Source organism: Polaromonas sp. P1_G1 (assembly GCF_056405595.1).
Genome location: NZ_JBFUBU010000069.1, coordinates 1 through 11,895, shown reverse-complemented (window position 1 = coordinate 11,895; position 11,895 = coordinate 1). Strand labels below are relative to the sequence as shown.

The window sequence follows — 11,895 nt, the reverse complement described above, 5'->3', positions numbered from 1 at the left end:
TGGCCCCCATCCCAACCTTCCCCCWGCGGGGGAAGGAGCAATACCCGATGGCAGCGGCCCGGACGCTGCCCTTTGCGGCTTTGGGGTTTGGGCGAGTGAATTGCCGGCTGCCTGCGCTTAGCGGCGAAAATAGGCCCATGAACACCCCAGAACAATCCCAGCTCGGCAAACCCTCGGCCTACATCGACCAGTACGACGCCTCGCTGCTGTTTCCCATCCCGCGCGAAGGCAAGCGSGCCGAAATCGGCRTCAYCGGCRCKSCGCCATTYTTYGGYGCCGACCTGTGGACGGCGTTTGAGCTCAGCTGGCTCAACCTGCGCGGCAAGCCCCAGGTGGCGTTGGCCCAGATCACCGTGCCCTGCGAATCGCCCAACATCGTCGAGAGCAAGTCTTTCAAGCTCTACCTCAACAGCTTTAACAACACGCGGTTTGCCGACGCGCGCGACGTGCGCGAGCGGATTCGCGCCGACCTCAACGCCGTGGTGGGCATGGGCGTCGGTATCAAGACCCTGGGCCCCGAGCTGTTCGACCGCGAGCCGGTGCACGAGCTCGACGGMCTGAACCTGGACCGGCTGGACGTGGAGTGCATCCACTACCAGCCCGCACCCGAGCTGCTGTTCGCCGAATTCGACGAGCCGCCCGTCGAGGAGACGCTGACCAGCAACCTGCTSAARAGCAACTGCCTGGTSACCGGCCAGCCCGACTGGGGCAGCGTGCAGATCCGCTACGCCGGCCCGCAGATCAACCAGGAAGGGCTGCTGCAGTACCTGGTGAGTTTTCGCAACCACAACGAGTTCCATGAGCAGTGCGTGGAGCGCATCTTCATGGACCTCTGGACGCGCTGCAAGCCGCTCAAGCTCTCGGTCTATGCGCGCTACACGCGCCGCGGTGGGCTGGACATCAACCCGTTTCGCACCAGCCATCCGCAGGCGCTACCGCCCAGCGTACGCACCGCGCGCCAGTAAGAACGCCCCGGTTTACTGCCCGAACTCGCTGAAGTTCTTGAGCGGTGTAAGCCCGGGAAACTGCCCCGCGCGCTTTTCCTTCATGGCCGTCACGGACTCGCGCACATGGGCGTTGCTCCAGATCGCGCCCTGCAGCCAGCCCATCTGCCGGAGCGCGTCGTCCACCGAGTGGTCGCGCGCGTAGTGGATGGCCTGCTTGCTGCCCCAGACCGCTACGGGCGGTTTGGCGGCGATTTCGTTCGCGCATTGCATGGCGGCGGCCAGCATGGCGTCCGCTGAATCAAACACCTCGTTGACCAGGCCGTAGCCCAGCGCCCTGGCAGCCGGCAAGCGGCGCCCGGTGTAGGCCAGCTCCTTGACGACGGCCAGCGGCAGCAGCTTGGGCAGGCGCTGCAAGGTGCCCACGTCGGCCACCATGCCGATGTTGATCTCCTGGATGCAGAAAAATGCGTCGGCCGTGGCATAGCGCAGGCAGCAGGCCGTCACCATGTCAACCGCCCCGCCTATGCAGCCGCCCTGGATGGCCGCGATCACGGGGATGCGCAAAGTCTCGAGTTTGGTGAAGGTGGCCTGCATGTCCGTCAGCAGGTCGAAGATGGCCGCCCGGCCTTCGGGGCTCTGGTCGTCCATGGCGATGCCGCTGCCGAAGGTTTCCAGCGCCATGCCCGCGCTGAAGTGTTTGCCGGTGCTGGAGATCACCAGCACGCGCGCTTCGCCGGTTTTATGGAGATGCGTGAGCGCCGCGTCGAGTTCGCGCCAGAACAGCGGGTGCATGGTGTTCATCGCCTCGGGGCGATTGAGAACCAGGTGGGCGACGTGGCCGGTGGTGCTGAGGGTGAAGCAGGTCAGGGAGGGTGGGGTGGGTGCGTTCATGCCCCCACTCTAGTTCAAGCCACAAGGTCCAGCCAGTCACACCTGAGACGCCGCGCCAGGTGCGCCCGCGCCCTTCCATAGACATACAGCCGCGGTGCCAGGACGCCCAGCGCGCACAGCGGGTAGGCCCAGGCCGCGTCAAAGGTATAAGCCGGCAGCCAGCCCGTCCAGCCCATGAGCCAGATTGTCAGCACCGCTTCCCAGAGCTGGCATTCGAGGGGGTGCGCCGCTCGCTGTACCTCGCGCCAGTCCTTCAGGCGCTGGAACTGGGCCAGCGTGATGTGGTGCCAGTAGCGCGACCGGGTAGGTGTGGGTGCGTTGGAAGGATCAGAGGGATCGGACATAAAGCCTCCGTGCGGAAGCTTCAATGTAAGTTTCGTGAAAGCTTCTGTCAACGGCCGCGAGGTGTCAGGGTCGATGCAAAATACGATTTTTTGCAAGCCCTCGTGACAGGCCGGGCCGCCCCGGCCACCGCGCCTCAGGCCGAGGCCAGGGTTTTCAGGGCCGACACCAGCCGGTCCAGGTCGGCCTCGGTGGTGTAGAGCGCCGGGGAGACACGTATGCAGGGGCCTTTGGCTACGCCGCTGCGGCGCACCGTCAGCACGCCATAGCTGTCGCGCAGCTGCGCCACCAGCGCCTTGTAGTCGTCCGGCGTCGTCCTGCCGGCCAGGCGGAAGGAGGTGATGCCCGCGGCCATGCCGGGCTGGTCCGGCGTCAGGATGTCGACGCCCTTGAGTTCGCGGGCGCGGCCGACCCAGTAGTCGCGCAGGTAGCGAAGGCGAAGCTCCTTGGCCTTGGGGCCGATTTCCGCATGCAGGGCCAGCGCCCTGGGCAGGGTCAGCAGGGCCGCGAAATTGGAGGTGCCGCTGTGCACGCGCGAGCGGATGTCGTCGGCCGGCCAGTCCTCGTCGGCCATCGCGCGGTCTATGTCGGGCAGCCGCCCTTTAGCGACGTACATAAAACCCAGGCCGACGGGTGCGCCTATCCACTTGTGCAGGTTGAAGCCGACGAAGTCCACGCCGAGATCTTGCACCTTGAAGTCGATCTGGCCCCAGGAGTGCGCGGCGTCCAGCACCACGTCCACGCCGCGGGCCCTGGCCATCGCGGCGATCTCGGCCACGGGCATTACCAGCCCCGTGCGGTGGCTGACATGCGTGAGCAGCAGCAGTTTTGCTTTGGGGTTGTTTGCCAGGGCTTCCCGGTAGGTTTGCAGCACGGCCTCGCGCGTGGCGGGCTCGGGGATGCTGAACTTGACCACGTTCACGCCGCGCCTGTCTTTGAGCCAGTTCATCGCGTACTGCATGGAGTCGTAGTCGAGGTCGCAAAACAGCACGCTGTCGCCGGCGCCGAGCTTGTTGTAGCCGCCTATCAGCAGCTGCAGGGCTTCGGTGGCGCCGCGCGTGAAAGCGATCTCCCCGGGGGTGGCTCCCACGGCGGCGGCCAGCAGCTTGCGGGCTTCGGTCGCATCACCGTCGAACTGCGAACGCGCATAGTAGGAATTTTCGCGGTTCACCATGTCGGTCTTGGCCTGGTACTCGCTGCGCACCGGGTCGGCCATGATGCCCCAGTAGCCGTTTTCCAGGTTCACTGTTTTGGGTGTCACGGTGTAGAGCGACCTGACGGCCGCCCAGTAGCCGCGATCGGTGGCCATGGCTTGCGCACTGCCCGCCAGCAGGGGCGGAAGACTCCGGGTGGTGGTCTGGGTTTGGGCTTGGGCGTTGGCCGCGGTGAGAGAAGCGGTGGCCACGAGGCCCATGACAAAACCGCGGCGATTGGCATGCAGCATGAGACATATCCTGATGATTGACGTCTGCGGTTTTTAACCGCCGGACATGTCAGGCATGTGTCGCCATGGCTGCGGCGGCGTGCCGCCTTACTTCCCTTAGATCCGCCGGCGGCGCGGCACGACGCTCAATTGCAGCGTAAGTTTCCCCGGCGAAGCGGTCACGGTGTAAGCCTGCGGCGCGATGTCTATCAACTGGTCGGCATGCCAGACCTTGATCTGCGCGGCGCCTTCGGGCAACTGCTCGACCTGCGCCACACCCTCGGCATTCGTCAGCATGGCCCAGGGCGATTCGCTCACGTAGACATGGCCCCGCATGGAGCCATGGATGTGGCAGCCCAGCAGCACGGCGCCGGCTTTGGTGAAAGTGGCCTCTGCGGTTTTGGCCGGCTTGCCTTCGGGCTTGCCGTCCAGGCGCAGCTCAAAGCCTTCGCCCGCCGCAGCATTGAACTGCGCCGCGCCGGCGGCCGAGCCGCGCACGTGGTGTTCCCAGGGATCGTTGTTGACGAACTGGGCCTTCGCGCCCACGCCCACCACGCTGACGGCCGGCACAAAGCGCATTTTTTCCTGGTAGATCGTGACCTGGCTGGGCAGCGGGGTGGGGGCTGCGCCGGTCTTGGCCGAGGGCACAACCACCACGACCGCATCGGGCGCCGGTTTGCCTTCCTTGTCGAGCACCAGCACCGAGAGGGTGGCGGCGCCGGCCCAGGCGGAGAAGGCAAGGCCGGCCAGCAATAACAGGGCGGAGGGCAGCATGCGGGAAGTGGGGTGTGTCATGGGGTTCTTCCGGTTCAGGTTTCGCGAGGCATCAACAAGCCCAGCACGGCTGCCACCACAAACAACGCCAGGACATCGCCCCAGAGGTGGCCCATGGTGTGGTGGCCGCTGAAGGACTGCACCGCCATGATCCCGCCATGCACGGCGCTGGACCAGACGGTGAACCAGATCAGGCTGCGGTGCAGCAGCGGGTTGCGGGCCGCCAGCAAAAGGAAGACACCCAGCGTCGCGTACAGGCCTATCATCATCTCAAGGTAGTGCGAACGGCCCTCCGTATGCCATGCCCAGCCGGAAGGCCAGACGATGGTGAGCGGCCAAAAGGCAAAAGTAAAGATGAGACCTGTCAGCGTCAGGGCGACGCGCAGGTATTTGAGGCGATCGGCATTTGTCATTGTTGTCTCTTTCGGATCATTAGAGGTACGCAGTCAGAGCCACTCACAAAACCCAGCGAAGCGGTCCTGGCTAGGCGCGTCGCCGCAGACAGTACACCAGTACGGCAAGGCGACGCAACAACGCCAGGAGGGTTTTTGAGAGGCTCTTACTTGGCAGCCGGCTTGTAGTCGGCGACAGCCTTGGCCAGGTCGCGGGTTTCTTCACAGCCGGCGCAGATGGCCTGCAGCTTGGCGAGCTGGGCGTCGGCCTGGGCTTTCTGGTTGGTTTTCAGGTAGGCGATGCCCGAATATTCCAGCGCGCCCTTGTGATTGGGGTCCAGCGCCAGGGCCTTGCCGTAAGCAGCAAAGGCCTCGTCGTACTTGCCCAGCCAGCGGTTCGAATAACCGAGGTAGTTGTAGGCGTCGGCATTCTTCGGGTTCTTGGCCACGACCTTGTTGAAGCTGCTCACGGCCTCGGACCAGTTCTTCGCGTCAATGGCTTTTTTGCCGGCAGCGAAGTCGTCGATCTGCGCGTTCTGCACCGGCGTGGTCTGGATGTCGGCCGCGATGGCCGCGCCGGCAAAAGCCAAGGCGATGACGGGCAGGGCGATGAAGTTACGGATGGAAAAAGCGTTCATGTCGGACTCCTTGAATGTTGCTTGCTTACTGACTAAGTTGGATGCGCTGCGAATCAGCACCTTATACAAACGGCGTGATGGGAGAATTGGATGCAGCCGAACTCGTATTTATTTGTAAGGGCTCAGGCCGCCTGCGGCCATTGAAGGCCGAAAGGCAGTGTGCGCGGCCCGAACAGGAAGTGCAACACCCTTCGCCGGCTGCTTCCCGTGGATTTGGAGGAGGCGTGCAGCAGCAGCGGCCGCATGGCCATCACGCTTCCCCGCCCGGTCGTGCAAGCAACCTCGGCCTGGGCCTGGCGAACCGCCGCGGCGGCTTGCGCTTCCATCCTGCCCTGCAGGTGCGAACCCGGGACGACCCGTAGCGGGCCGTCCTCGGCGTCGCAGGCATCGATGTGCAAACGCACGGCCACCAGTTGCTGTAGCAGTTCGACCGGCGGCTGGACGTACAGGCTGCCTTCCTTCTCCGGCCAGCCGCTCAGGCCGGCGTGCGCCACGCGTTCCGCCACCGGGATGCTGAGGTCCTGGTGCACCGGCACCAGCCAGTTGCGTGATGCCGACTTCTCGAAGAAGGTGCACTGCACGGCCACGAAGTCAGCCGGAACCAGCGGCGCCAGCAAGGGGTGCCGATGCAGCGCTGCCGCAAGCGCCTGGCACCAGGCTTGCGACAGCAGGCCGCGTGTTCCGGCTGAGTCCGGCGAAACACCCGCAAGCCGGGAAGCGACCGACTCGCATTCGGCACCGCCCAGCACCTGGGGAACAAGCGCAAAGCCCTGGGTCGTGAATGCGGTGTGATCCATGTCTGCCAGGGGAGCCGAGGGTCACAGCATCGATTGAAACAGCGCGAGGTACTGCGGATGCTGCGAGATCGTGTTGTGCGAGGTTCCCGGCAACATCTTGAGCGCAGCCGTGCCTTTGTTGAAGCGCGCATGCAACTGCCCGGTGCTGGCCGCCGGGATGACCTCGTCGTGTTCAGCGGAAATCAGCAGCGTGGGCGCCGTGACTTTGGGCGCGTATTTCCAGGATTCGAACTTGTCGACCAGCAGCCAGGAGATGGGAAACCAGGGAAAGCGCTGCGCGGCCAGCTCCTGGATGCTGTTGTAGGGCGTCACCAGGATCAGGCGCGACACCGGCCGCTGGCTGGCGACCCAGACAGCCACACCCGAACCCAGGCTTCTTCCCACCACCGTGACGTCCGCATGCGTCTTGTTCACGTGGTCGAACAAGGCCAGGGCATCGCTTTGCAGCGCTGCCTCGGTGGGGCTACCGCTGCTGCCGCCATAACCCCGGTAGTGAAGCAGGTAGATGGCGTGATCCGGGAAGGCTTGCGCGAAAGACGGCAGGGTGGCCGAAACGTCTTCGGCATTGCCGCCGAAGTAAACAATGGCCTTGGGCCCTGTCGCCTGCCGGGCGGTGAGCACGAGATCCGCGTCGCTGACCTTGAGGTGCAGCGTGGACGCCGGGCTGCCTTCCAGGCGGGGCTGCGGGAAGTAGAGCAGCGAACGCTGGTACACAAACAGCGCCGCGCAAATGGCCAGGTAGGCCAGCAGCAGGACCGTGAAGAAAACCGCCACTGCGCGCGCCGGCCTGTTCACCACAGCTTGGCGCAATTGCCGCTGAAGACCACGGTCTCGCCGGGTTTGGCCGGGTTGGCCTCGGTTTCCAGCGTGACGACCAGCTTGCCTACCTTGGACAGCAGTTTTTCCGAGGTGTCGGGCAGCATGGAGACCGCCGAGCCGCTGGTCGGCACGGTGCCCAGCGAAAACGCCGGGCCGTTGGCCGGCACGGCCCACAGCACCAGCTTTCCGCTGGCGGGCGGCGTGATCGGGCCTATGACCTTGACCGTCATGGTCTTGCCGTGGCGCAGCGAACTGACCAGCAGCTTGCCGTTGCCCTGGGCGTCGGTGAGCAGGCCCACATAGCTTTGCGGCAGCTTTTCGCCCGAGCGCATCGCGAGCTGGTCGCTGGACATGAACAGGGTGGGCATGGCGACAAAGAACGCGCTGGCCGCGATCACGCCCGCGGCCAGGCCGCCAAAACCAAAGCCCGCCGGCTTGAGCCAGCCCAGCCAACCGGCTTTGCCCTGCGACGCATGCCGCGTGCCGGCGGGCTGCGTGCGCGCCGCGATCGCGGCCCACACCCGGGGTGAAGGCTGGTGCGCCGGCACAGACATCGCCAGCTGGCCCAGGCGTGCCTCCCATTGCGCGACGCGCACACGCACGTCGGCGCGGTCGCGCTGCAGGCGTTCAAAGCGCCGCCGTGCGCCGCCGGCCAATGTGCCCAGCACATAGGCGGAGGCCAGGTGTTCGAGCAATTCAGGGTGGGTGTATCTCATGACAGCCCCCACGCTTGCGGCAAAGCCGCTGCGCTGCCCCCCGAGGGGGCCTTCGCGCCTTGGAGCGGTCCGGCGGCGCTCATGCCACCACCCCTTGCGCGGCCAGGCAGCCCTTGAGTTTTTCCAGGCCGCGCCGTATCCAGGCTTTCACCGAACCCAGCGGTGCGCCCATCTGGGCGGCCACCTCGCTGTGCGACAGGCCCTGGTAATAGGCCAGCGCCAGGCTCTGCCGGTGGCTGCCTTCCAGCGCGTTCATGCAGCCTGCTATATGCAGGGCCTCGGTGGCCTGCTCCAGCAGCTGCATGGCGCTGGGGGCGGGTGCCATGGTGCTCTCGCTGTCTTCTTCGTCCACGTCGCCCGATTCGGGCAACTCGCTTTCCTTGCGGCGCGCGCGTGCCCGAAAGGCGTCCAGCGCCTTGTTGCGGACGATGGCGATCAGCCACGTCATGGGTTGAATGGTTTGGCCGTCCACCTCGCTGCGGTAGCCGGCTGCGCTTTTCCAGATGCTCACATACGCCTCTTGCAGCACATCTTCGGCCGCCTGTCCTTGTCCCAATATACGAACGGCGACGCCAAACAGATGCGTATGGGTGCGTTCATAAACCTGGGCGAAGCAGCCATGGTCGCCTTGCGCCGCGCCGGCGATCAGGGCTTGCAGGCTGCGGGTGTCCATGTCGGAGGCCAGTTTCATGCGGCTGAGTATAGGGAGTTAGGCCCAGGCGGCAAAACATCTCCGGCAATGGCATTTTTTCAAAAAAACTGCATCCAATTGGTGCTTGCCGTCGTTTGTCCCTGGTGGGCGGGCCGCCGCGCCGGCCCACAGCCCTCCAGCACTGGGAGTTGGGGCTTTTTTACTTTCTTTTTTACTTTCATTTAACCCGGGGACCTGTCAATATTTGCAGGGCTCCCTCTCAGGAGATCGCCATGACACCGATTGCAACCGCCACCCCACCCAGGTTTCACACCGGCCTTGCCGCCGCCGCCTTGTGTGCCGGCCTGCTGTTGAGCGCCTGCGCCGGCGGCCCAGCCGCGCAAATGGACACAGGCAAGCCGGTGCCCGCCGCGCTCAAGCCGGCCGATGGTGAACGCGCGGCCTTCACCTGGCATGCCGTCGGCTCGCAGATTTATGAGTGCCGCGCCTCCGACAAGGGTGGCTGGGCCTGGGTGTTTGTTGCGCCCGAGGCGGACCTCTTCAACCAGAAAGACGAAAAAGTCGGTACGCATGGCGCCGGCCCCAACTGGACCGCGCTGGACGGCAGCAAGACCGTGGGCACGGTCAAAGCGCGCGCCGACGGCGAGCGTCCCGGCGACATCCCGCTGCTGCTGCTGACGGCAAAATCCGCCGGCACACCAGGCAAGATGACGCCGGTCACCAGTGTGCAGCGCCTGAACACCGAAGGTGGCAATGCGCCGGCCCGAGGCTGCGCCACGCAAGCCGACGCCGGCAAACGCGTCAAGGAAGGCTATACCGCCGACTACGTGTTTTTCACCGCCAAAAACACTTGAAAAAGTGAGGCCCGAGATGTCCGTGCTCAAGAACCTTTTCAGCGCCAGCAAGAGCCCCAAGCACGACGCCACGGGTCCTGAAACGGGGCCGGTCAAGATGAACCTGGACGAGCGCATGGCGTTCCGGCGCGAGATGCTGTTCGAGGCCATCAAGGTCACCATGCAGGCCCACGGCATCCTGTCGGCCAGCTACAAGTTCCGCGTGGTGCGCAACGACAAGCGAGGCCACCAATACTTCGTGCTGGTGGACCTTTCCACCGACTTCCTGGACAACCGGGAAGGCGGGCCCGCCCGGCTGGCCGAGGTGGGGGCGGCCATCGCCAAAAATGCCGCCACGCGTTACGACCTGCTGGTCAGCGGCGTGTACTGGCAGGTCAATGAACAGATCCAGGGCTTCTCGGCCAGCCGGCCGGTCCCCCTGCCCGCGGGCCAGGACGCGGGCGATTCGCGGCCGCCTGTGCGGCGCCATGAGCGCGCCACGCTGGAAGAACTCGCGGCCTTTGAGGCCGCCTGGGAGAAGGGTCGGGCGCTGCAGATCGGCGACCGGGTTTATTCATCCGACCTGGCGCCGCTGGAGGTGGATTCCCGGAAAGACGACAGCCGAAGCTAGCGATCCTTGTCAGGGCCTGCGCCGCCGCGGCACCACCGTGAGCTGCATGACGTTTTTGGCCAGCACCGTGCCCACCGTGACCTGTTGCGGCGCGATGTCTATCAGCTGGTCGGCTTGCCAGACCTTGACCTGGGCTGTGCCCTCGGGCAGGTCTTCAAAGGCCGCGATGCCTTCGGAACTGGTTTTCGCGGCCCAGGGTGATTCGCTGGCATAGAGGTAGCCGCGCATGGAGCCGTGGATAAAGCAGCCCAGCAGGGTCGCACCCAGCACCCCGGCCTTGTCCAGCGTCACCTCGCTGGTTTTTGCGGGCTTGCCGTCCGGCTTGCCTTCGAGCCGCATTTCAAAGCCCGCGTTCGTCGCGCTGAACTGGCCCATTCCCGCGGGCGAACTGCGCACATGGTGGTCCCAGGGATCGTTGTTGATGAACTGAACCTTGGCCCCCACGGGCACCACCGTCACCGCCGGGACGAACTGCATCTTTTCCTGGTAGATGGTGGCTTGCGCGGGCAGCGGGTTTTTAGGGAGAGCACCCTTGCCGGCCGGCGTCACCACCACCACCGCGTCCTGCACCGGCTTGCCGTCCTTGTCGAGCACCGACACCACGAGCTTGCCGGCCTGCGCCGCCGCGCTGAAGGCCAGCAGTGCGGAAAGGGCCATGCCCCGCGTGGCGGCCTTCATGGCTTGGCCCCGCTTTCCGATGGCGTGATGATGTCGCGGTTCATGGGTGCCAGCAGCGCCAGCATTTCGTTCTGCTTGCGAAACGGGATGCCCTTGGCGTCCATGCTTTGCTGCAGCACTTCGACCAGCGCATGGAAGTCGGATTTTTTGATCTCCAGGTTGGCATGCGCGCTTTTCATGTCCGCGCCCTTGTAGACGCAGGGGCCGCCGCTCAAGGCGCAGAGCTGATCGACCAGTTGCTCCTTCACGCGCTGCTGGTTGGCGGGCTTGAAGTGCGGCCCGGTGCGCGGATCAGCCAGCAGGCGGACCATGAAGTCGTCCATCAGCGCGACCAGGCCGGGCTTTTCGCCGAAGGCCTTGTAGAGCTGGTCGTTTTGCGGGGGCACGGTTTGCGCGAACGCGCTGCCCGCGGCAAGCGCCAGGCAGACCAGTGTTTTTCTCATGATGATGCTCCTTGAATGATTGGCGAGGCTCAGAAAGCGACCTGGGCCGAGAGGTAGTAACCGGACTGCTTGCGGCTGGCCGTGGTGGCGGGCACGATCACGCCCAGGTCCACGTAAGCCAGCGTCAGCGAGAGGTTTTTGGTCGGCGCCCAGGCGATGAAGATGTCCTTCCAGTCTTCCGAGCGCAGGCCGTTGCCCAGGCCCGCGGCGCGGCCGGCGCTTTCGAGCTTGTTGCGCATGAAACGGTATTCGGCGCCGACGGCAATGTTCTTGCTGACCAGGTAAGCGACGGAAAACTCCGGCTGCAGGCTGTAGCGGTTTTCATTGCCGCCCAGTGTCGCGCCGTAGCCCAGCAGGCCGTTCTGGTTGGCCTTGGTGGCGCGCAACGTGGCGTTGACCAGCAGGCCCTGGCCCAGGAAAAGTTTGGTGGCGCTCACATACACGTCAACACCCGAACGTTTGGCGCCCAGCGCGGCCAGTGTGCCGTCCAGCCCGGTGGAGCCCAGCGTCTTGTACTGCACGCCAACCGCCACCTGCGGCACCAGCGTGTCGCTGTCGAGCACCGCATCACCCAGCACGCGAAGCTTGGCGCCCACGATGGTCTGCTTCAGGTGCAACCCCGGCAGGCCCAGCGCCACGCCAGTGTCCCGCGTGTTGAAGTCCTGCCGCGCGATGGACAGCTCATAGCGGTCATGGATGCCGGCCGTCGCGCCATAGATGTTTAGGCCGTAGTCGCGGGTGCCGACATGGGTCAGGTAGGCCGAGCCACCGATCTCGTCCGCCGTGGCGTTGCTGCCGATGACGGCCCAGGGGGTCAGGCCGCCGCCGGCCGGGCCTTCTATGGTGCTGACGCCGCCGGTGAGGAGGAGTTTGCCGGTGTCGGCTTGGGCGCCGGCGCAGAGGAGGAGGCTGGTTAGTT

16 protein-coding genes are annotated in these 11,895 nt (G+C 65.2%); 3 read left to right on the top strand and 13 right to left on the bottom strand.

Features of this window, described 5'->3' with window-relative positions:
* Positions 1-137: 137 nt before the first annotated feature.
* Positions 138-965 (top strand): NADPH-dependent 7-cyano-7-deazaguanine reductase QueF, encoded by an 828-nt coding sequence (queF, locus tag AC1D1Y_RS24360; RefSeq protein ID WP_477684612.1) that lies wholly within the window; start codon positions 138-140, stop codon positions 963-965.
* A 12-nt stretch (positions 966-977) separates the two neighbouring features.
* Here the strand turns inward: queF and AC1D1Y_RS24355 are convergent, their stop codons facing one another.
* The 10 genes from AC1D1Y_RS24355 to AC1D1Y_RS24310 form a co-directional block, all read right to left on the bottom strand.
* Positions 978-1,838: an enoyl-CoA hydratase-related protein gene (locus AC1D1Y_RS24355; RefSeq protein ID WP_477684611.1), complete on the bottom strand. Its 861-nt coding sequence runs from the start codon at positions 1,836-1,838 to the stop codon at positions 978-980.
* Between the two features lie 14 nt (positions 1,839-1,852).
* Positions 1,853-2,182: a hypothetical protein gene (locus AC1D1Y_RS24350; protein WP_477684610.1), complete on the bottom strand. Its 330-nt coding sequence runs from the start codon at positions 2,180-2,182 to the stop codon at positions 1,853-1,855.
* Between the two features lie 134 nt (positions 2,183-2,316).
* The gene (locus AC1D1Y_RS24345; protein ID WP_477684609.1) at positions 2,317-3,624 is read right to left on the bottom strand and encodes an aminotransferase class V-fold PLP-dependent enzyme; all 1,308 of its coding nucleotides are present in this window, start codon (positions 3,622-3,624) and stop codon (positions 2,317-2,319) included.
* A gap of 96 nt (positions 3,625-3,720) precedes the next feature.
* Positions 3,721-4,398 (bottom strand): cupredoxin domain-containing protein, encoded by a 678-nt coding sequence (locus AC1D1Y_RS24340; protein WP_477684608.1) that lies wholly within the window; start codon positions 4,396-4,398, stop codon positions 3,721-3,723.
* Between the two features lie 14 nt (positions 4,399-4,412).
* Positions 4,413-4,790, bottom strand: a complete 378-nt coding sequence (locus AC1D1Y_RS24335) for a DUF6632 domain-containing protein (protein ID WP_477684607.1) — start codon at positions 4,788-4,790, stop codon at positions 4,413-4,415.
* 146 nt (positions 4,791-4,936) lie between these two features.
* Complete coding sequence (locus tag AC1D1Y_RS24330; protein WP_477684606.1) at positions 4,937-5,407, bottom strand: tetratricopeptide repeat protein; 471 nt, start codon at positions 5,405-5,407, stop codon at positions 4,937-4,939.
* Positions 5,408-5,529: 122 nt separating this feature from the next.
* A complete protein-coding gene (locus tag AC1D1Y_RS24325; RefSeq protein WP_477684605.1) occupies positions 5,530-6,204 on the bottom strand; it encodes a phytanoyl-CoA dioxygenase family protein in 675 nt (224 codons plus the stop codon).
* Positions 6,205-6,225: 21 nt separating this feature from the next.
* Positions 6,226-6,978 carry an alpha/beta hydrolase gene (locus AC1D1Y_RS24320; protein WP_477684604.1) on the bottom strand — a complete coding sequence of 251 codons (753 nt, stop codon included), beginning with the start codon at positions 6,976-6,978 and terminating at the stop codon, positions 6,226-6,228.
* Between the two features lie 17 nt (positions 6,979-6,995).
* Positions 6,996-7,739 (bottom strand): anti-sigma factor, encoded by a 744-nt coding sequence (locus AC1D1Y_RS24315; protein WP_477684603.1) that lies wholly within the window; start codon positions 7,737-7,739, stop codon positions 6,996-6,998.
* Positions 7,740-7,818: 79 nt separating this feature from the next.
* Positions 7,819-8,430, bottom strand: a complete 612-nt coding sequence (locus AC1D1Y_RS24310; RefSeq protein WP_477677224.1) for an RNA polymerase sigma factor — start codon at positions 8,428-8,430, stop codon at positions 7,819-7,821.
* 233 nt (positions 8,431-8,663) lie between these two features.
* Here AC1D1Y_RS24310 and AC1D1Y_RS24305 point away from each other — a divergent pair, with 233 nt between their 5' ends.
* Positions 8,664-9,245: a DUF3455 domain-containing protein gene (locus tag AC1D1Y_RS24305; RefSeq protein ID WP_477684602.1), complete on the top strand. Its 582-nt coding sequence runs from the start codon at positions 8,664-8,666 to the stop codon at positions 9,243-9,245.
* A 16-nt stretch (positions 9,246-9,261) separates the two neighbouring features.
* A complete protein-coding gene (locus tag AC1D1Y_RS24300) occupies positions 9,262-9,855 on the top strand; it encodes a hypothetical protein (protein ID WP_477652755.1) in 594 nt (197 codons plus the stop codon).
* A gap of 9 nt (positions 9,856-9,864) precedes the next feature.
* Here the strand turns inward: AC1D1Y_RS24300 and AC1D1Y_RS24295 are convergent, their stop codons facing one another.
* From AC1D1Y_RS24295 to AC1D1Y_RS24285, 3 genes are all read right to left on the bottom strand, one after another.
* Positions 9,865-10,512 carry a cupredoxin domain-containing protein gene (locus AC1D1Y_RS24295; protein WP_477684601.1) on the bottom strand — a complete coding sequence of 216 codons (648 nt, stop codon included), beginning with the start codon at positions 10,510-10,512 and terminating at the stop codon, positions 9,865-9,867.
* Positions 10,513-10,529: 17 nt separating this feature from the next.
* On the bottom strand, positions 10,530-10,976 hold the full coding sequence (locus AC1D1Y_RS24290; RefSeq protein ID WP_477684600.1) for a group I truncated hemoglobin: 447 nt from the start codon (positions 10,974-10,976) through the stop codon (positions 10,530-10,532).
* Between the two features lie 29 nt (positions 10,977-11,005).
* A partial coding sequence (locus tag AC1D1Y_RS24285; RefSeq protein WP_477684599.1) for a DUF3034 family protein occupies positions 11,006-11,895 on the bottom strand: 890 nt, incomplete at its 5' end.

Coding starts and splice junctions, on each gene's coding strand:
- AC1D1Y_RS24300 (WP_477652755.1), top strand. CDS start 9,262: ATGTCCGTGCTCAAGAACCTTTTCAGCGCCAGCAAGAGCCCCAAGCAC.
- AC1D1Y_RS24340 (WP_477684608.1), bottom strand. CDS start 4,398: ATGACACACCCCACTTCCCGCATGCTGCCCTCCGCCCTGTTATTGCTG.
- AC1D1Y_RS24315 (WP_477684603.1), bottom strand. CDS start 7,739: ATGAGATACACCCACCCTGAATTGCTCGAACACCTGGCCTCCGCCTAT.
- AC1D1Y_RS24350 (WP_477684610.1), bottom strand. CDS start 2,182: ATGTCCGATCCCTCTGATCCTTCCAACGCACCCACACCTACCCGGTCG.
- AC1D1Y_RS24305 (WP_477684602.1), top strand. CDS start 8,664: ATGACACCGATTGCAACCGCCACCCCACCCAGGTTTCACACCGGCCTT.
- AC1D1Y_RS24325 (WP_477684605.1), bottom strand. CDS start 6,204: ATGGATCACACCGCATTCACGACCCAGGGCTTTGCGCTTGTTCCCCAG.
- AC1D1Y_RS24345 (WP_477684609.1), bottom strand. CDS start 3,624: ATGCTGCATGCCAATCGCCGCGGTTTTGTCATGGGCCTCGTGGCCACC.
- AC1D1Y_RS24335 (WP_477684607.1), bottom strand. CDS start 4,790: ATGACAAATGCCGATCGCCTCAAATACCTGCGCGTCGCCCTGACGCTG.
- AC1D1Y_RS24295 (WP_477684601.1), bottom strand. CDS start 10,512: ATGGCCCTTTCCGCACTGCTGGCCTTCAGCGCGGCGGCGCAGGCCGGC.
- AC1D1Y_RS24355 (WP_477684611.1), bottom strand. CDS start 1,838: ATGAACGCACCCACCCCACCCTCCCTGACCTGCTTCACCCTCAGCACC.
- AC1D1Y_RS24330 (WP_477684606.1), bottom strand. CDS start 5,407: ATGAACGCTTTTTCCATCCGTAACTTCATCGCCCTGCCCGTCATCGCC.
- AC1D1Y_RS24290 (WP_477684600.1), bottom strand. CDS start 10,976: ATGAGAAAAACACTGGTCTGCCTGGCGCTTGCCGCGGGCAGCGCGTTC.
- AC1D1Y_RS24310 (WP_477677224.1), bottom strand. CDS start 8,430: ATGAAACTGGCCTCCGACATGGACACCCGCAGCCTGCAAGCCCTGATC.